This is a genomic window from Kocuria sp. NBRC 114282 (genome assembly GCF_030268385.1).
Classification (GTDB): Bacteria; Actinomycetota; Actinomycetes; order Actinomycetales; family Micrococcaceae; genus Kocuria; species Kocuria palustris.
In genome coordinates, this window is record NZ_BSQO01000005.1 from 149,000 (window position 1) to 167,300 (window position 18,301).

An 18,301-nucleotide genomic window follows, 5' to 3' on the forward strand; every position below is an offset into this window, starting at 1 on the left:
AGGAAGCCCGTCCCCGCCATCACGGCGGGGGCGGGCTTCGTCGTGCGCAGGGTCCGGATCAGCGGTCGACGCCGATGACGTCGCCGCTGCTCGCGTCCACGTCCACGTCGATCTCGTCGTCGAACTCGACCTGCCAGACGATCGTGCCGTCGTCCTCGTCCAGCGACACCTCGGTGACGGTGCCGTCCTGGTCGGCGGAGGCCGCCTCGATGGCATCGGCCATGGAGACCTCGACCGAGGCGGGATCCACGTCCTGATCGTCCTGCTCGGTCTCGGTGACCTCGGTGGACAGGTCCTCGCTGACGCGGACCTCCTGCTCGTCGGAGCCCTCGACCACGGTGACCTTCCAGCCGGCGGCGCCCTTCTCCTCGATGGTCACGGCCGTGGAGCCGTCGAGCGTGCCCTCGGCCGCGCCCAGGATCTCGTCGAGCTGCGCGGAGTCCGCGGGGACGCCCGAGCCGGCGGCGACGCCGCCGCCGGCGGCGGAGGAGGAGCCCTCCGAGGCACCCGCCGACGCGTCATCGGAGGCGTCGTCCGAGGAGTCATCAGAAGCTTCCTCAGAGGCGTCGTCGGACGCGTCGTTCGAGGCCTCATCGGACGCGTCATCAGAAGCCTGGTCCGAGGAGTCATCGGAGGCGTCGTCGGATGCCTCCTCCGAGGCATCGTCCGAGCTCTGCTCGCTGGCATCGTCAGAGGCGTCCGTCGAGGCGTCGTCGCTGGTCTCCTGGGACTGCGAGGAATCGGCCCCGTCATCCGAGTCGGCGTCGTCGGCGGCGCTGCAGCCGGCGAGCAGGAGGGCGCTCAGCCCGAGCACCGGCAGCGCCAGGCTCAGCGAGCGGCTGCGCCGACGGCGACCGACGCCGACCGCCGATGCCATGACATCCTCGGGCAGGGAAGCATTCACGCGCTGATCAGCATTCTTGGTATCCATGGCCCCACCTTGGCCCAGTCGACGGACGAGCTCAAGGGCCAGGGCATCGGCTTGCCGCCGCCGTCTCAGCTGGCACTCATCTGCACTCCACCGGGCACTCATCCTCCTGTGACTGAATCTGCATCCCGGCAGTCCTCGGTGCGTCTCCGTCAGCACCATCTACTATCTTGAGACCATGCTCGCACCCTGCCGGGCTGGACCGTCCTGCATCACCCGAGCCCCGTGGAAGGAGGCGCATGGGATTCCTCGACAACCTCGAACGCGGCATCGAGAAGGCCGTGCGCACCGCGTTCTCCACAGGATCGCGGCGACGCATCGAAGCAGTGGAGATCGCCAGCGCGCTGCGTCGCGAGCTCGACGAGCACTCGTTCACGATCTCGGCCGGGCGCACCATGGCGCCCAACGACTTCATCGTCGAGTTCTCGGACGAGGACTTCCCCTGCGCCCAGGAATGGGGCACCCCACTGGCGGAGGAGCTGTGCGAGGTCGTCATCAAGCACGCCCGCTCGCAGGCCTACACGCTGCAGGGCTCCGTCCGCGTCTCGTTCACCCGCAATCCGGAGATCGAGCGCGGCAGCTTCGAGATCATCTCCTCGGCCCGCCGCACGAGCACCGAGGACGCCGCCCCGAGCCCGTCAGCCGCTCGTGAGGCTCCTCGTCCCGCACGGCCCGCCGGGACTCCGCACCGCACGCCTGAGAACTGGGTGCCGGTGCTGGACATCGACGGCCAGCGCCTGAGCGTGGAGGCCGACTCGATCATCCTGGGCCGCTCCTCCGGCGCGGACATCACCGTCGAGGACACCGGGGTCTCGCGCCAGCATCTGGAGATCCGCCGCGAGGGGGAGCACTGGCTCGCCGTGGACCTCGGCTCGACCAACGGCTCCCTGGTGGACGGCCAGCGCCTACGCGGACGCACCGAGCTCGTCAACGGCGCGGTCATCGAGATGGGCCGCACCCGCATCGTCTTCCGGCTCGTCGCCCCCAGGAGGAATCGGAAGAATGTCTGAGCTGACCGTCACGCTGCTGCGCTTCGGGTTCCTGGCACTGCTGTGGGTCATGATCCTGGCCGTGGTCCTCACGCAGGGCCGCGACCTCTCCGTGGACCGGCGCCGCCGCAGGTCCTCCGCGCGCAGCGGGCAGCAGCGGCGCGGCGCCGCCCCAGCACCCGCTGCGGCCGGGCCTGCGCCCCGTCATCTCCCCAGCACCCTCGTGGTCCTCCAGGGCCCCACCGGCGGGCGGACGCACCAGCTCGGCAGCGCCCCCGTGACCATGGGCCGCTCCTCCGAGTGCGACATCCCCCTGGAGGACGACTACGCCTCCGGCCGCCACGCCCGCCTGTTCCCGCAGGGCTCGCGCTGGTTCCTGGAGGATCTGGGCTCGACCAACGGCACCTACATCGATGAGCAGCGCCTGACCCGCGCCGTCCCCGTCGACACCGGCCGCCCCTTCCGCGTGGGCAAGTCCGTGCTGGAACTGAGGTCCTGACCCATGGCCCTCGCCTTCCGCTTCGCCGCCCGCTCGGATGTGGGCAGGATCCGCTCCAAGAACGACGACTCCGCCTACGCGGGTCGTCATCTCGCCGTCGTCGCCGACGGCATGGGCGGGCACGTCGGCGGTGACGTCGCCTCGGCATCGGCCGTGATCGACCTGACGCATCTGGACCGCGGCGGCTTCGGCGGCCACGCCGTGACCGAGCTCGCCGACGAGATCCAGAACGCCAACCAGAACCTCGCGGAGCTGGTGCGCCAGCAGCCGCGCCTGGCCGGCATGGGCACCACCGTGACCTCGCTGCTCATCGACGGCGATCAGATCGCCCTGTGCCACATCGGCGATTCCCGCGCCTACCGCCTGCGCGGCGACGCCTTCGAGCAGATCACCACCGACCACACCTTCGTGCAGCGCCTCATCGAGGAAGGCCGCCTGCGCCCGGAGGAGGCCGAGACCCACCCGCATCGCAACGTCCTGATGCGCGTCCTCGGCGATGTCGACGCCTCGCCCGAGCTCGAGGCCGAGGTCTACGACGCCGTCGTCGGCGAGCGCTGGCTGCTGTGCTCCGACGGGCTCAACGCGGTCATGAAGCCCGCGGCGATCGAGTCGCTGCTGCGCTCGGACGCCGAGCTCGACGAGATCGCCCAGACCCTGGTGCGCGCGACCCTCAAGCGCGGCGCCCCGGACAACGTCACGGTGGTCGTGCTCGAGGTCGTCGACGCCGCCGACCTCGAGTCCGCTGAGACCGACCTGACCGGCGCGCTGCCGGATCCGGACGAGGCTCTGACCTCCGATCAGCTCACCGAACGGGCCCGCGCCTCCGCTCCCGCGCAGGAGCCCGAGGCCGTCACGGCGCCGGCACCGTGGGCGGCGTCTGCGCAGGAGCAGCCCCAGGAGCCGCAGGACACCAGCGCGGCCGAGCTGCGCCGCGGTCTCGACGAGCTGCCGCATGTCCTGGTGGGTGCAGCGGCCAACGCCACGCAGACCGGCCGCATCCCCACCGTGAGCGGCTCCGCGGCCGCACGTCGTGCGACCCTCGTGCGGACCTCCGCCGCGGACTCCCTCACGGACATCTCCGAGGTCGACTCCGCCCTGCAGACCCGCAGCTCGCACCGGCGCGGCCGGATCATCGGCAGCGTCGTGGCGATCCTCGTGGTCGCCGCGCTCGTCACGGCCGGGGCGCTGGCCTATGCATGGACCCGGGGGCAGTACTTCGTCGGCTCCGACGGCGACAACGTCGCGATCTACCAGGGGGTGGACCAGAGCCTCGGGCCCATCCAGCTCTCCGAGGTCCAGCAGTCCACCGACCTGGCGGTCGACGACCTCCCCGGCTACGCCCGCTCGCGAGTCGAGGACACGATCGCCGCCGATGACCTCGGCCACGCCGAGAGCATCGTGCTCGGGCTGCGCTCGGACGCCGCGCGCTCCGACCGCGAGCGCCAGGAGGCCGAGGACGAGGCGCAGGACTCGGCCAGCCGCGAGCCCTCGCCCGGCTCCACCGGCACCGTGAACTACCCCGAGTCCTCCAGAAGCGCCGATGAGGGAGGGGAGGGCTGATGTCGACCCAGGCCGCCGCCCCCGCACTCGGCACCGCCTCGCGGGAGCCGATCCAGCGCCGCAGGCGCGTGACCGAGCTCGTGCTGCTGCTGCTCGCGCTCGCCCTGGCCGTCGGGGCCAACTTCCTCGTGGACCCTGAGCGCTTCGCCGAGGACAGCGGGCATGTGCTGCGCACCGCGATCGTGCTGGGCGGCGGCTCCCTGCTCGTGCATGTCATCCTGTGGATCCGCGCCCCGTACGCGGATCCGTACATCCTGCCGATCGTCGTGACCCTCAACGGCCTCGGCCTGGCGATGATCCACCGGATCGACCTGCTGATGGACTCGGACGCCGCAGGCAGCCAGCTGCTGTGGACGGGCGTGGGCGTGGCCGCCGCTGCCGCGGTGCTCCTGCTGCTCAGGGACCACCGGGCGCTTCGCAAGGTGACCTACATCTCGCTGGTGGCCTCCGCCCTGCTGCTGATCCTGCCGCTGCTGCCCGGGCTCGGCACCGAGATCAACGGAGCACGGATCTGGATCTCCATCGGCGGGCGGACCTTCCAGCCCGGCGAGATAGCCAAGATCACCCTGGCGATCTTCTTCGCGGGCTACCTGTCCACGAACCGCGACGTCATCCTGCTGGCCGGGCCCAAGATCGGTCCCCTGCATCTGCCGCGCTTCCGGGATCTCGCGCCCCTGTTCGCCGCGTGGCTCGTGGCCATCGGGGTGCTCGTGCTGCAGCGCGACCTCGGCACCGCGATCCTGTTCTTCGGCCTGTTCGTGGCCATGCTCTACCTCGCCACCGGCCGCCTGAGCTGGATCATCCTGGGGCTGATCTTCGTGGCCGCCGGGGGCTTCGTGGCCTCTCAGACCTTCGGCCACGTCGCGGCCCGTCTCGACTCCTGGATCCACGCCTTCGATCCGGAGATCTACGACGCCCCCGTCGGCGGCTCGCGCCAGATCGTGCAGGGCCTGTTCGGCCTGGCCTCCGGCGGGCTGTTCGGCCAGGGCTGGGGCCAGGGCCGACCCGATCTGGTCTCCTATGCCAATTCGGACATGATCATCACGGCCTTCGGCGAGGAGCTCGGGCTCATCGGCGTGTCCGCGATCCTCATCCTGTTCTTCCTGCTGGCCTCGCGCGGCTACCGGGCCTCGCTGGGCACCCCGGACACGTTCGGCAAGCTGCTCGCCGCCGGCATGGCCTCGATCATGGTCATCCAGCTGTTCGTCGTCGTCGGCGGCGTGACCCGCGTGATCCCCCTGACGGGCCTGACCACTCCGTTCATGTCGGCAGGCGGCTCCTCGATGCTCTCGAACTGGATCATCGTGGCGCTGCTGCTCGCGATCTCGCATTCCGCTCGCCGCCCGATCGTGTACGGCCCGGCCAGTGACGAGGAGATCGCCGAGTTCGAGGCCCACGAGCAGGAGGAGGCCGAGCGGGCCAAGGCGGAGGAGGCCGCTCGCCTCGAGCGCGCCGAGCGCCGTCGCGCGCGTCGCGAGGAGCGCTCCGACGACGATCCTGAGGAGGAGGCCCCCGCAGGCTCGGCCGCTCGGCGAGCCTCGGGCCTGCCCGGGACGCAGAGCCGAGGCGGCTCCGGCCGAGCTCGCGAGCTGGCCCCCGAGGCCAGCTCCGAGGAGACCGAGGTCGTCCCGCTGGCCCGCGGCTCCCGCTCCGCAGCAGCTGATGCGGACGACGAGCCCACCGAGATCCGCACCCCCGACCCGGCCGCAGACCTGCGGCCCCGCCGCTCCGGCGGGTCAGCCCAGCACCAGAGCCCGCAGGACACCAGAGGAGGCAGGCCGTGAACCGCTCGATCCGTCACGTGTGGATGGCAGCCGTCGCCATGTTCGCGGTGCTGCTGCTGGCCCTGACGTCCATCATGTTCTTCCAGCAGCGCTCGCTCGCAGCCGACCCCTGGAACACCCGCACCCTGTACGAGCAGTTCGGCAGGGACCGCGGCTCGATCCTGGCAGGCGGCGAGGAGATCGCCCGCTCGGTGCCCACCGAGGGCGACTACGCCTTCGCCCGGGAGTACCCGCAGGGCGATCTCTACTCCGAGGTCACCGGGTACTTCTCCCCCGTCTACGGCGCCACGGCGCTCGAGCAGGAGATGGGCGATGAGCTCTCCGGCTCCTCGGACGACCAGTTCTACAACCGGGTGATGTCCACGCTGTCCGGCGAGCAGCAGACGGGCGCCTCGGTCGAGACCACGCTGGATCCCGAGCTGCAGCAGATCGCCCACGATTCGCTCCAGGGCCGCCAGGGCGCCGTCGTGGCGATCGAGCCTGACACCGGCCGGATCCTGGCCATGGCGTCCTCGCCGGGGTTCGACCCCAACAAGATGTCCTCGCACGACACCGAGTCCGTGATGGCCGCATCGGAGGCCTACAGCAGCGATCCGGCCCAGCCTCTGGTCAATCGCACGATCGGCGGCGATCTCTACGCCCCGGCCTCCACGTTCAAGCTGATCGACACCGTCGCGGCCCTGGAGTCCGGCGAGTACACGACCGACACCGAGATCCCGAACCCCCAGGAGCTCGAGCTGCCCGGCACGAGCATCACCCTGCCGAACTACCGCGGCGGCCCGTGCGATGCTCGCGACGTGGCCGACCTGCAGTTCGCCCTCGAGAACTCCTGCAACGTGCCGTTCGCCCAGGTCGCCATGGACCTCGGCGAGGACCGGATCGCCCAGACCGCGGAGAACTTCGGCTACGGCCAGGACCTCGACATCCCCATGTCCGTGACGCCGTCCAGCTTCCCGGAGGGCATGACCGACGCCGAGCTCGCCATGGCCTCGATCGGGCAGTACGACGTCCGCTCAACCCCCATGCAGGTCGCCATGATCTCGGCGGCCCTCGGCAACGACGGCGTCCTGATGAAGCCCCAGCTCGTGGACCAGGTCCGCTCCTCGGACCTGTCGGTGATCCAGGACTTCGAGCCCGAAGAGCTGAACCAGGCGACCTCTGCGGATGTCGCTGACACCCTGGAGGATCTGATGGTCTCCGACGTGGACAATGGAATCGCCCGCGGCGCCGCGGTGCCCGGTCACTCGGTGGCGGGCAAGACCGGCACCGCGGAGATCGGCTCCGAGACGGGCCTCACGGACTCCTGGTTCACCGGCTTCGCGCCCGCGGATGATCCGGAGATCGCGATCGCCGTCGTGTTCGAGGACGTGGACACCACCACGGCCTCCACGCTGACGTCCCCCACTGCACAGCGCATGTTCGAGGAGGTGCTCACCCGATGAGGCCCTCCAAGAAGACTGTCCTCGGCGGCCGGTACGCCCTGACCGATCGGATCGCGATCGGCGGCATGGGCGAGGTGTGGAAGGCGAAGGACCAGGTCCTGGGCCGCATCGTCGCGGTGAAGATCCTCAAGGAGGAGTACAACGGCGATCCGAGCTTCCTCCAGCGCTTCCGCGCCGAGGCTCGGCATACCGCGCTGCTCAATCACCCGGGTGTGGCCAACGTCTACGACTACGGCGAGGACGACGGCTCCGCCTACCTCGTCATGGAGCTGGTCCCGGGTGAGCCGCTGTCGAACCTGATCGACCGCGACCGCCGCCTGCCCGTGGACGATGTCCTGAACTACATCGGGCAGACGGCCCGGGCGCTGGCCGCCGCGCACGCGCAGGGTCTCGTGCACCGCGACGTCAAGCCCGGCAACCTGATGATCACGCCGGAGAAGCGCGTGAAGGTCACCGACTTCGGGATCGCCCGCGTGGCCGATCAGGTCCCGCTGACGGCCACGGGCCAGGTCATGGGCACCGCCCAGTACCTGGCTCCCGAGCAGGCCACCGGTCAGACCGCCACCGGCTCCTCGGACATCTACTCGCTGGGCATCATCGGCTACGAGTGCCTGGCCGGAAAGCGCCCGTTCACCGGCGATTCGCAGATCGCGATCGCCCTGGCGCAGGTCAACGACCCGCCCCCGCCGCTGCCCAAGGATGTCCCGCCGGGGCCGCGCGCGCTGATCATGTCCATGCTCGCCAAGGACCCGGCGGACCGCCCGTCCACGGCCGGTGCGGTGGCCAGCGCGGTGGACGCGATCCGACGAGACGACCTCGAGGCCGCCGTCGTGGCCGTTCCGGGCATGCGCCCCTTCCTGAACGGAGAGGTCTCCGGCCCCACAGGAGCCGACGCCAGGCCCGCGAGCTCCGCCGCTGCGGGCGAGCGCGCCCAGGAGGATTCCGCCGACGATTCCACCGCGGCCTTCGACACCGTCGACCCCGTGACCCCCGCGCCCTCGGGCCCCGATCGCACGGGCAACCCGGCGGCCCCGCGCAGCTCCTCGAGCGGCGGCTCCTCGAGCGGCGGCTCCGGGTCCTCGAAGGCCGAAGGCGGCGGCTCGAGGACCGCGCCCATGCTCATCGGCGCCGTCATCGTCCTGACTCTCGTGGTGATCGGGCTGGCCGTCATGCTCGTCCTGGGCAGCGGGGGCGACGACTCGAGGACCCCGGAGGGGACCGTCTCGACCGCCGGCGCCTCGAGCGGGGCCGGGGGCGGGAGCGTCGAGGTCGTCGCCCAGGACCTGATCGGGCTGGACGTCGACGACGTCGTGGCCGATCTGACGAGCCGGGGGTTGAACGTGGAGCAGGTCGGCCAGGCCAGCAGCAGCCGCCCCGAGGGCGAGGTGCTCGCCGTCTCGCCGGCCGGCACCCTGAACCCCGGGGACACCGTGACCGTGACGCACTCGAGCGGCCCGGAGATGGCCACCCTGCCCGATGACCTGACCGGTCGCCCGGCGCAGGACGCCGCCGATGACATCACTGCCCTGGGCGTGAACGTGGACATCTACTACGAGGAGTCCGACGCGCAGGACGACGGCGACGTCGTCAGCTCGGACCCCGCCGAGGGCCAGGAGGTCGAGGTCGGCTCCTCGGTCGCCCTGACCGTCGCGGGCAGCGCCGATGACCAGACCTCCGCGGCATCCGCCGGGACCTCCCAGACCCGTGCCGCGTCGGAGCAGGGCCCCAGCCCCGACGCGCTCGACACCGAACAGAACGCAGCAGTTTCGGCCGACGCCTCCCCCGGCGCCGAGCAGTCCCTGCCCGTGGAAGGCTGATCATGGAGCAGTCCCCCATTCCCGAGCTGATCAACAACCGCTACGAGGTCAAGGAGACCATCGGACGCGGCGGCATGGCGACCGTCTACAAGGCCTCCGACCGGAGGCTCGGACGCGACGTGGCCATCAAGGTGCTCAAGCCCGAGCTCGCCCGCGACGACTCCTTCCAGGAGCGGTTCCAGCGGGAGGCGCAGGCGGTCGCCGGGCTGAACCACCACACGATCACCTCGGTGTACGACACCGGCGAGATCCCGCCGGACGTCCCCTCGGACATCGCCTGCCCGTACATCGTCATGGAGTACGTGCCGGGCCAGACGCTTCGACAGCTGATCCGCGAGGATCGGCTCAGCACCGAGGACGCCGTGAATGCCATGGAGGGCATACTCGATGCCCTGGCCTACAGCCACCGCTCGGGCATCGTCCACCGCGATATCAAGCCCGCGAACGTGATCATCACCCCGGACGACCGGGTCAAGGTCATGGACTTCGGCATCGCCCGCGCCGTCGAGGACACCCAAGCCGCGCTCACCCAGACCCAGGCCGTGCTGGGCACCGCCCAGTACCTCTCCCCGGAGCAGGCTCGCGGCGAGAACGTCGATGCCCGCTCCGATCTCTACTCCGCGGCCTGCGTGTTCTTCGAGATGCTCACCGGCCGGGCGCCGTTCGTGGGCGAGGCCTCGGTGGACATCGCGGCCCAGCACGTCCGCGACGCCCCTCCCCAGCCCTCGAGCCTGGCGCCTCAGCTGCACCCGCAGTTCGACACGTTCATGCTCCAGGCGCTGGCCAAGCCGCGCGACTCCCGCTTCCAGTCCGCCGAGGAGATGCGCCGCGCCGTCGTCGAGCTGCGCGAGCCCGCACGGATCGACGCCACGACCATGACCCGTCCGATCGCCGCGACCGGAGCCGCCGCCGACGGCGCCGGCGAGCCCGCAGACGGTCCGCACACGGCCGTCACCCCGGCCGCAGCGGCCGGTCTCGGCGCGGCGGGCGGCGCTGCAGCCGGTGCGGCAGCGGCCGGCGGCTCCTCCCAGGGTCAGGCTGGGCAGGCCGCCCCCGTCTTCACGATCACGCCGTCCGCCGATGACCCGAGCACCGCCTCCGCGGCGGGCGGCGGCGGGTCGGGCTTCGATCCGGATGCCCCGCGCGGCGGTCGCACCCCGGCCTCGGACCGGGACCGCAAGCGCCGCAACCCCCTGGTCTGGCTGATCCCCTTGCTCCTGCTGCTGGCGGCCGCGGCCGTCGCCGCGTTCCTGTGGCTCAACCGCGGTCCGGAGCAGGTCGACGTCCCGGATGTCGTGGGACTCGAGGCCGATGATGCGCAGAACCAGCTCGAGGACGCCGGATTAGTGGTCGACACCGAGGAGGAGCTCAGCTCCGACGTCGAGCGCGACCACGTGATCTCCGTCGATCCCGGCGAGGGCACGGAGGTGGACGAGGGCTCCTCGGTCACGATCACCGTGTCCCAGGGCAGCGAGGCCGTGACGGTCCCCTCGGATCTCGAGGGCCAGTCGGAGAGCTACGCCCGCGAGATGATCTCCGCCGCCGGCCTCGAGGCCGCCGAGGAGACGCAGACCCGCAACTCCCCGACCGTCCCCGCGGACATGGTCGTGGCCACCGATCCGGAGGGAGGCTCGGAGGTCCCCCGCGACTCGTCCGTGGGACTCATCCTCTCCACCGGTCGCGTCACCGTCCCGGACGTCCTGGGCATGACGCAGTCCGAGGCCGCGGATCGGCTCGGCGCCGATGACACCCAGCTCGGCACCTCGGTGGCCGAGGAGCGGACCTCGGAGTATGCGGCCGGCACCGTCATCCGGCAGTCGGTGGAGGGCGGCCAGGACGTCACGCAGGGCAGCACCATCACGATCACCGTGGCGGCCGCGCCCCCGGCTCCGCAGCCCACCACCCCTGAGGACGACGGCAGCGACGAGCCCACCTCGGAGCCGACCTCCGAGGAGCCCACGGAGGAGCCGACTCAGGACCCCACGGAGGACGCCACCGAAGAGCCGACCGAGGAGCCCACGGAGGAGCCGACTCAGGAGCCCAGCTCCCCCGCTCCGACGGCGGACCGGCCCAGCAGCTCGAGCAGCTCCGGTTCGGGCGGCTCCTCCGCTTCGGGCGGTTCGTCCGGCTCCGGGGGCTCCTCCGGCTCCGGCGGCTCCAGCCGCGGCTCCGGCTCCGCTCCCAGCGGCTCGGCGGAGGACTCCGCAGCCCGTGCCGAGGAGGCCGGCAGCGCCGCCTCGAGCCCCTCGGAAGCCTGAGCGCAGACAGCGAAGCGGCCCCGGTCAGATCTGACCGGGGCCGCTTCGCTGTCTGCGCCGTCCGAGTCCGCGCTCAGCGCGCCAGCAGCGGGGAGAGATCCGCCGCCTTCTCGGCGGCGCCGGAGAGGCCGCACATCTCGAGCCAGTTGCCGAGCATGAGATGCCCGCCCTCGGTGAGCACGGACTCCGGATGGAACTGCACTCCATGGATGGGGGCACTGCGGTGAGACAGGCCCATGATGTGCCCGTCCTCGGTCCAGGCGGTGACCCGCAGGACCTCGGGGACGTCCTGCGCGGAGACCGACAGCGAGTGGTAGCGGGTCGCGATGAAGGGCGACGGGACGCCTGCGAAGATGCCGTCGTCCTCGTGGCTGACCTCGGAGGTCTTGCCGTGCATGAGCTGCTCCGAGTGCCCGACGGTCCCGCCGAAGACCTGGCCGAGCGACTGGTGTCCCAGGCACACCCCGAACAGGGGCTGGCCGGTGCGCTCCGCGCGTCGGACCAGGGAGGCGCACACCCCGGCCTCCGCAGGGGTGCCGGGCCCGGGAGAGAGCAGGACGCCGTCGTGCTGATCCGCCAGCTGCGCGATCTCGGTCTCGCTGAGATCGTCGTTGCGCACCACGGTGGTCTGCGCCCCCAGCTGCTGGAGGTACCCCACGAGGGTGTAGACGAAGCTGTCGTAGTTGTCGACGACGAGGATTTTCACGGTCACGGCGACCTCCTGAGGGCTGCGGATGCTCTGGCGTCCAGGCTACTGCTGCGACGCGGACGAGGTGTCCATGGTGATCTCGCCCTGCAGCGGCGAGAACTCCTCCTGCACCCAGGGGAAGACGTACTGCATCAGCGCGAGCACCACCAGCGCGATCAGGAGGACGGTGAGCATCGCCTTGACCGCCAAGGGGCCGGGCAGGCGGCAGAAGATCCAGGCGTACATGAGCTCTCCTGTCTCATTGTCCGTCGGCGTCGCGCTGGACGACGTCGGCGATATCGGGGGGCGGCCCGGCGGAGTTCGGGCGCCACGACTCCAGCTGCGCGTGGACGATGATGCGCTCGGTGTCCCCGAAGCGCGGATTGCAGCTGGTCAGCGTCATGCAGCCGCCGTCGGCCGGCTCACCGGGCTCGCCCGGCACGGGGGCGATCACGTCGGTCTGGGTGGGCAGCACGATCAGCGTCTCGGAGTACAGGTACGTGTAGTAGCCGTCAGCGGTGCGCACGTGGATGCGCTCGCCCTCCGTGAGGGCGTCGATGTGATCCAGCACCGCGCCGTTGGTCTGCCGGTGCCCAGCCACCGCGAAATTGCCCTCGTCGCCAGGCATGGCCGTGCCCGGGTAGTGGCCCAGGCCGAAGGTGTCGAGCACCTCTGAGGTCGTCCCCTCGATCACCGGCCGCGAGTAGCCCTCGCCGATCACGGAGATCACGGCTGCGATGCTGGAGGCAGGTCGTCGAGGCGCATGCGGCTGCGCGACTGTGCTCACGATGTTCCCTCGGGGGACGTCGCTCGCCGCGGCGACCGGGGGGGGTGCGGAAGTGGGGAGCATCCCAGACGCTGAGGAGGCGCACAGGCGGCGCTTCAGAGGCTGCCGATAGTATGGGCGGGTTCTCGGCCTGGTCGAAATCCATGACGGGGCCGCTTCGTGGGGCGACCCGCTGCGGCCAGGGCCACCACAGCAGGAGGTTGCATCCGTGTCCCAGTCCAAGAAGCGCCGGTTCCGCTCGGGGTCTTCCGCGGCCTCGAAGGCTGCCGGCTCGACCTCGTCCACGGCCGCCGTGGACGAGGAGCTCACCCGCCTGGCCGTCGAGGCCCTGCCGGAGGCCCAGCGGCGACGCTGGGAGCGCGACCAGCGCGCCGCGGCCGCTGCTCGGGACGCCCGCATCAGCTCGGGCGAGGAGCCCGATGACGAGCGCGATGCCGAGGAGCTCGCCGAGGAGATCAAGGTCTCCTCGCGCGCCACCGCCCCGGACGCCGATCCGACTCCCGTCTGGTACCAGGTGATCATGTTCGGTCTGATCGTCATCGGTCTGGCCTGGCTCATCCTGTGGTATCTGCTCGACTTCAGCTACCCCATCCCGGGCATCGGGTACTGGAATGTGGGCATCGGCATCGGTCTGATGATGATCGGGCTGCTGATGACCACGAGGTGGCGTTGACCCCGCAGCAGCCGTCGCAGGGCGGCCCCGAAGACGACCGCGAGCCCGAGCCCCTCAAGGACGAGATCGCCAAGGAGGCCCGCAGCTCCTCCCGCGGCGCTGCGCTGTTCGAGGTCCGCGTGCGTCGCCTCGTCCTGCTGCTGGTCGTCGCGATCCCGCTGATCGGGTGGATCGCCTCCTCCCTGCGCTGAGCCGACCGCGCCCCTCGGGAGCTGCCGCAGACGACGAAGCGCCCGTCACCGGAGGGATCCGGTGACGGGCGCTTCGTCCTTGCGCGCTGCGCAGCCTGCGTCCGCCGGGAGGGGGGGGCAGACAGACGGCGCGGCGGGTCTCAGGCCTGGGGAGCGGTGAAGGCAACGTCCAGGTTGAGCACGACCTTGTCGGAGACCAGGACGCCGCCGGCCTCGATGGCCGCGTTCCAGGTCAGCCCGAAGTCCTTGCGGGAGATCGTGGTGGTGGCCTCGAAGCCGGCGCGGGTGGTCTCGAAGGCGTCCACGACCACGCCGTTGAACTCAGTGTCGAGCTCGACCGTGCGGGTCACGCCGTTGATCGTGAGCTCGCCGGTGATGGTGCCCTCCCCGCCGCCGAGCTGGATGCTCGTGGAGTGGAAGGTGATCTCCGGCTTGTTCTCGACGTCGAAGAAGTCGGCGGTGCGCAGGTGGGCGTCGCGGCTCTCGTCGCCGGTGTCGATCGAGGCGGTCTTGATGACGGCGTCGATGCTGGAGTCCTCGACCTGCTCGGCGACGACGAAATCTGCGGTGACATCGTGGAACGAGCCGCGGACCTTGGAGATGCCGGCGTGGCGGACCACGAAGCCGACCTCCGAGTGGGCGGGGTCGAAGGTCCAGGTGCCGGGGGTGAGGCGATCGAGAGTGCTCATGGGATTCCTCCTGTCAGCAACGGCTGTGCCGCTGCGCGTCGGTCCGCTGGTGCGGGCTTCCGCAACCAGCTGGTTGATATGTCACCCAACCTACGCGCACCTGGCGTGACATGTCAACCATCTGGAGCGGGTTGAGCCCTGCTACTGCGGCGAGGCTCTCTGACCTGGGCAGATGCTCAGATCTGGTACTCGGCGACCGTGGACTCCGACAGGCTGTGGAACTGACGCTGGTGATAGACCAGCGGGGCCCCGGCAGGCTCGGACCCGAGGATCTCTAGCACGCCGCAGTTGAAGACCAGGGCCGGGCCGGCCTTGATGCGGGCCAGGGGCTCCACGCGCATCACGCGGCCGACGTCCGTGAGCAGCGGCTCCCCGGTCGGAAGCTGCCGCCAGTTCATGGCGTCGCCGAAGCGCGGCGCACCGTGGGTCGCGAAGGCACGGGCGATCGCGACGTTGGAGGAGTCCAGCAGATGCACGAGCAGCGTGTCCGCCTCGGCGACGAGGGCCGCGGAGCCGCGACGGGCCTGCAGCGAGAAGCCGATGATGGGCGGATCGGCGGAGACCGAGGACAGCGACGATGCGGTGAGTCCCACCGGGCCGTCGGGCCCCTCCGCCGTGATCACCGCCACGCCTGCCGGGTGACTGCCGAAGATCGCTCCGAATTCACCCTTGAGGCTCGTGGTGTCCTCGAGCCGCGACGGGGGCACCACGAAGTCCGCGAGCTGCTCGGTGCGCTCCTCGGCCTCCCGCCCCTCCTGCACGGTGCTGACGCTGTCCTGCTGCGACATCTGACTCCTTACTCCTGCGATATGCCCCTGGCGTGGCCTCTTCGCAGACGACGGGCGCGATCCCGCTCGCTGCGCTCCCCGCGGCAGGAGCGCTGAGGCTCCCCGGATCAGCCCTGCTGACCCAGCATTCGTCTCAGACTTGCACAAGTGCGGGGCCCGGCGGTTCGCGTGCTTCACAAAGCACAACACGGGCCTGCCGTCCGAAGATTCCTCGGTGCATGGCAAGGCGCAGCGCAGGCCGCGCGCCGCCTCAGCTGTTCAGCCCGTGGAACCCTCTGCCCCAGTGGACCAGGGGACCGGCCTGGCCCTGACTGGTGGAGGCGCCCTGCTCACCGCCCCGCCCCATGGCCACGACTCGGCCGACGACGAGCATGTGCGTGGCGGCCGGGTGGATCTGCTGCGTCTCGAGCTCGAACCATGCCAGTGCCCCATCCAGCACGGCGGCGCCGCCCACGGGCGAGCGGCGGAAGCCCACCCCGTCCAGCAGACCGTCGACGGGGTTGCCCGGCGAGGCCAGCCAGGTCGCGGTCGGCTCCTGCTCCCGGCGGAGGACGCTCAGCGTCCACGTGGGCGAGGACTCGACGGCTTCGCAGATCCGTGCCTCATCGAACAGGCTCACAGCCATGGTGGGCGGATCGTAGGAGATGTCGAGCCAGCCCGTGACGGTCACGGCGTGGTCCCGCCGCCGGTGCCGCGCAGCCACGACGGCCACGCCCGAAGCCAGCTCCTCGGCCAGCAGCCGGTAGCCGTCCGTGAACGCCTCGGTCCCGGGCTCGGCCCGGACGCTGTGCGGTGGGGTCTCGATCTCCATCTGCTGCTCCCTTGTCTGCCTCCGTCGATCGCCGGTCAGCGTCTATCGCCGCCGGTGGCATCGGCGGCCATCGCTCGCTTGCGCTGCACCTGAGGCCCGCGCCCCGGCTTTCCGGGCACGTTGGATCGGATCGTGATGTTCAGCCGACCGCCGTGACGCAACCCGAGCGCCGGGTCGCCCGTTCCCGGGCGGATGGCCGGCACCCCATGGAAGGCCCACCGCGACTGCCGCCCGAAGACGAAGAGGTCTCCGCTGCGCAGCACGATGTCCTGGTGGGGCCGGCCGCGGGATTCCGTATTGCCCAGGCGGAAGATGCAGGAGTCCCCGAGGGAGAGAGACACGATCGGCTCCGGGCCCGCTTCATCAAGGTCCTGATGCTGTCCCATCCGCGCCGATGCGTCGTAGTAGTTCACGAGCGCGGTGGTCGGCTCGAACGACGAGGCCTCCGGAGCCTCTTCCCCGTACGCCGCAGCGACCCCACGACGACCGAGATGCCACAGCGCCTCGGGCAGCCGCTGCCCCACGGCGGCTTCATCGTCAGGGGTGCTGCCCTCCGCCGCGGCACGGCGGTCACCGGAGGCCGGCCGCGGGGACTTCGGCTCCCCAGCCGCCGCTCCCCTCTCGGGCGATGAGATCGTCGGGGCCCACGGCAGCTCCCAGGTGCGGCCCAGCACCGTGGACTGCACGGACATCACTCCGCCGGTGGAGGTCGTGTAGTGGCGCATGCGGTGATCGCCTCGCGACCACCCTCGGCACTGCGCCACGAGCTCGGCCTGCTCCTGCGGGCTGAGCCAGTCCGGGACATGAACGGCTCCGGGTGCGACCTCTCGAGCCTCCCGCGGCAGATCGAACAGCTCCGGACCTCCGGGGCCCCTGAGCCGACTCACCCTGCTCACCCGCTCCACCTCCCTGCCCGCGGACTCCTGGACGCGCCCCTCCGGACGCAGTCCACGGCCTGCCGCTCCGGCCCCAGACCGGTCTCGCTTCGATGTGCCCGAGGCTATCCGTGTCCACCGACAGCACAGCAGCCCCGCCCTGGTCCTGCATAGGCTGGAGACAGGACCACAAGAAGCGCCGGCCCGTCGAGGACCGCACGCTCCAGCACCGACGCGCACAGCCGCAGGAGGCCGCATCATGAGCTCACAGGAGCGCAGCATCGAGATCGACGACACCGTCATCGCCTTCACGGATCAGGGCAGCGGACCGGTCATCGTCCTGCTGCACGGACACGCCTACGACCGTTCCATGTGGAACGCCCAGGTCCCCGCGCTCGTCGAGGCCGGCTGGCGGGTCATCGCACCGGACCTGCGCGGATTCGGCGACTCGGCGGTGACCGAGGGCATCGTCTCCACCGAGGAGTTCTCGAACGACCTGGTCCTGCTGCTGGATGAGCTGGGCGTGGAGACCGCCGTCGTGCTCGGATTCTCGATGGCCGGGCAGATCGCCATGCAGTTCGCCCACGACCACGCGGACTATCTTCGCGGGCTGGTCATCTGCGACACCGTTCCGGAGGCGGAGGACCGCGCCGGACGACGACGCCGCCATGTGGGCGCCGACGCCATCCTCGCTGACGGCATGGACGCCTATGCCGAGAAGGTCCTGAGCGTGATGGTCTCGCCTCAGACCATCGAGCAGAAGCCGGAGACCGCCGAAGCCGTGCGAGCCATGATCGCCGCAGCCCCCGCCGAGGGCTCTGCGGCCTCCATGCGCGGGCGTGCGTCGCGTCAGGACTTCAGGCAGCTGCTGCCTGCGCTGCAGCTCCAGAGCCTGGTGATCGTCGGAGAGGACGACGCCTTCGACAACGGGGCCGGCCAGCGCATGGCGGAGGCCCTCCCCCAGGGCCGCCTGGTGACCATCCCCGGTGCCGGGCATACTCCGCCCATGGAGACGCCTCAGGAGTTCACGGACGCCCTCGTGAGCTTCCTGAGCCAGCTCGACTGAGCTGAAGGATCCCCGACATCAGCTCGGCCAGCCGGTGCGGTCCCTGTCGGTGATCTCCCGGAGCACTCGCGCAGGGACGCCCGCGGCCACGCTGCGAGCCGGCACGTCCGAGGTGACCACGCTGCCCGATCCGATGACCGCCCCATCGCCATGGTGATCCCTCCGCCGTCGAGCATCACGCAGTCAAAGTTGACGTAGAAGTCATCGCCCGCAGAGATGTTGAAGTCGAACTCCACGCGCAGCGTCGGCTCGAAGTGCACATTGCGGCCTGCGTGCCCCACGCAAGAGGCACAGCAGTCGCAGGCGCTCCTCCGCGTGTCTGCCGAAGCTGAACCGCCCTGGGTTTCGTTCCGATCCTTTATCGAGAGGATGGAGACATGCCCGCGAAGTATCCGCAGTCGTTCAGGGACCGTGCGGTCCGGATGGTGCTGGACAGGCTCGAGGCCGATGAGGACG

Annotated in this window: 18 protein-coding genes and 1 pseudogene; 10 read left to right on the top strand and 9 right to left on the bottom strand. The window is 70.7% G+C overall.

Annotated features, from left to right (window positions below; all coding sequences use genetic code 11):
* Window positions 1-58: 58 nt before the first annotated feature.
* Window positions 59-931 (bottom strand): PepSY domain-containing protein, encoded by an 873-nt coding sequence (locus QSJ40_RS10075; protein WP_285730676.1) that lies wholly within the window; start codon window positions 929-931, stop codon window positions 59-61.
* Window positions 932-1,167: 236 nt separating this feature from the next.
* On the opposite strand from QSJ40_RS10075, the gene QSJ40_RS10080 reads away from it, so the two are divergent.
* The 7 genes from QSJ40_RS10080 to pknB are packed head-to-tail and all read left to right on the top strand — an operon-like array spanning window position 1,168 to window position 11,277.
* Window positions 1,168-1,938: an FHA domain-containing protein gene (locus QSJ40_RS10080; RefSeq protein ID WP_285730678.1), complete on the top strand. Its 771-nt coding sequence runs from the start codon at window positions 1,168-1,170 to the stop codon at window positions 1,936-1,938.
* The gene (locus QSJ40_RS10085; RefSeq protein ID WP_285730680.1) at window positions 1,931-2,416 is read left to right on the top strand and encodes an FHA domain-containing protein FhaB/FipA; all 486 of its coding nucleotides are present in this window, start codon (window positions 1,931-1,933) and stop codon (window positions 2,414-2,416) included. Before QSJ40_RS10080 ends, QSJ40_RS10085 begins: the two co-directional genes overlap by 8 nt.
* A 3-nt stretch (window positions 2,417-2,419) precedes the next feature.
* Complete coding sequence (locus tag QSJ40_RS10090) at window positions 2,420-3,976, top strand: PP2C family protein-serine/threonine phosphatase (protein WP_285730687.1); 1,557 nt, start codon at window positions 2,420-2,422, stop codon at window positions 3,974-3,976.
* Window positions 3,976-5,760: an FtsW/RodA/SpoVE family cell cycle protein gene (locus tag QSJ40_RS10095; protein WP_285730688.1), complete on the top strand. Its 1,785-nt coding sequence runs from the start codon at window positions 3,976-3,978 to the stop codon at window positions 5,758-5,760. Before QSJ40_RS10090 ends, QSJ40_RS10095 begins: the two co-directional genes overlap by 1 nt.
* Window positions 5,757-7,202 (top strand): peptidoglycan D,D-transpeptidase FtsI family protein, encoded by a 1,446-nt coding sequence (locus QSJ40_RS10100; protein ID WP_285730690.1) that lies wholly within the window; start codon window positions 5,757-5,759, stop codon window positions 7,200-7,202. The genes QSJ40_RS10095 and QSJ40_RS10100 overlap by 4 nt, the downstream gene beginning before the upstream one ends.
* A complete protein-coding gene (locus tag QSJ40_RS10105) occupies window positions 7,199-9,019 on the top strand; it encodes a protein kinase domain-containing protein (protein ID WP_285730692.1) in 1,821 nt (606 codons plus the stop codon). Before QSJ40_RS10100 ends, QSJ40_RS10105 begins: the two co-directional genes overlap by 4 nt.
* A gap of 2 nt (window positions 9,020-9,021) precedes the next feature.
* Window positions 9,022-11,277 (top strand): Stk1 family PASTA domain-containing Ser/Thr kinase, encoded by a 2,256-nt coding sequence (gene pknB, locus QSJ40_RS10110; RefSeq protein ID WP_285730694.1) that lies wholly within the window; start codon window positions 9,022-9,024, stop codon window positions 11,275-11,277.
* Between the two features lie 73 nt (window positions 11,278-11,350).
* Here pknB and QSJ40_RS10115 read toward each other — a convergent pair whose 3' ends face one another.
* Genes QSJ40_RS10115 through QSJ40_RS10125 form a run of 3 tightly spaced genes read right to left on the bottom strand, consistent with a single transcriptional unit; the run spans window position 11,351 to window position 12,695 of the window.
* A complete protein-coding gene (locus tag QSJ40_RS10115) occupies window positions 11,351-11,989 on the bottom strand; it encodes an aminodeoxychorismate/anthranilate synthase component II (protein WP_006215683.1) in 639 nt (212 codons plus the stop codon).
* Window positions 11,990-12,028: 39 nt separating this feature from the next.
* Complete coding sequence (locus tag QSJ40_RS10120; protein WP_006215682.1) at window positions 12,029-12,211, bottom strand: hypothetical protein; 183 nt, start codon at window positions 12,209-12,211, stop codon at window positions 12,029-12,031.
* Window positions 12,212-12,224: 13 nt separating this feature from the next.
* On the bottom strand, window positions 12,225-12,695 hold the full coding sequence (locus QSJ40_RS10125) for a class E sortase (RefSeq protein ID WP_051990510.1): 471 nt from the start codon (window positions 12,693-12,695) through the stop codon (window positions 12,225-12,227).
* Window positions 12,696-12,960: 265 nt separating this feature from the next.
* Here QSJ40_RS10125 and QSJ40_RS10130 point away from each other — a divergent pair, with 265 nt between their 5' ends.
* Both QSJ40_RS10130 and QSJ40_RS10135 read left to right on the top strand, forming a co-directional pair.
* A complete protein-coding gene (locus tag QSJ40_RS10130) occupies window positions 12,961-13,425 on the top strand; it encodes a cell division protein CrgA (RefSeq protein ID WP_006215680.1) in 465 nt (154 codons plus the stop codon).
* The gene (locus tag QSJ40_RS10135; RefSeq protein ID WP_024289305.1) at window positions 13,422-13,616 is read left to right on the top strand and encodes a hypothetical protein; all 195 of its coding nucleotides are present in this window, start codon (window positions 13,422-13,424) and stop codon (window positions 13,614-13,616) included. The genes QSJ40_RS10130 and QSJ40_RS10135 overlap by 4 nt, the downstream gene beginning before the upstream one ends.
* A gap of 140 nt (window positions 13,617-13,756) precedes the next feature.
* Here QSJ40_RS10135 and QSJ40_RS10140 read toward each other — a convergent pair whose 3' ends face one another.
* The 4 genes from QSJ40_RS10140 to QSJ40_RS10155 form a co-directional block, all read right to left on the bottom strand.
* Entirely contained in the window at window positions 13,757-14,305 is a 549-nt protein-coding gene (locus QSJ40_RS10140; protein ID WP_006215678.1) for a YceI family protein, read from the bottom strand.
* Window positions 14,306-14,481: 176 nt separating this feature from the next.
* On the bottom strand, window positions 14,482-15,093 hold the full coding sequence (locus QSJ40_RS10145; RefSeq protein ID WP_006215677.1) for a flavin reductase family protein: 612 nt from the start codon (window positions 15,091-15,093) through the stop codon (window positions 14,482-14,484).
* Window positions 15,094-15,343: 250 nt separating this feature from the next.
* Window positions 15,344-15,904 (bottom strand): flavin reductase family protein, encoded by a 561-nt coding sequence (locus QSJ40_RS10150; RefSeq protein ID WP_024289307.1) that lies wholly within the window; start codon window positions 15,902-15,904, stop codon window positions 15,344-15,346.
* A 35-nt stretch (window positions 15,905-15,939) separates the two neighbouring features.
* Window positions 15,940-16,800, bottom strand: a complete 861-nt coding sequence (locus tag QSJ40_RS10155; RefSeq protein WP_352156438.1) for an alpha-ketoglutarate-dependent dioxygenase AlkB — start codon at window positions 16,798-16,800, stop codon at window positions 15,940-15,942.
* Between the two features lie 238 nt (window positions 16,801-17,038).
* Between QSJ40_RS10155 and QSJ40_RS10160 the strand changes: the two genes are divergently transcribed.
* Window positions 17,039-17,845, top strand: coding sequence for an alpha/beta fold hydrolase (locus QSJ40_RS10160; RefSeq protein ID WP_053446750.1), 807 nt, complete (start codon window positions 17,039-17,041; stop codon window positions 17,843-17,845).
* An 18-nt stretch (window positions 17,846-17,863) separates the two neighbouring features.
* Here the strand turns inward: QSJ40_RS10160 and QSJ40_RS12910 are convergent.
* Window positions 17,864-17,995, bottom strand: a pseudogene (locus QSJ40_RS12910) (sugar O-acetyltransferase); the annotation flags it as partial.
* Window positions 17,996-18,301 lie beyond the last annotated feature (306 nt).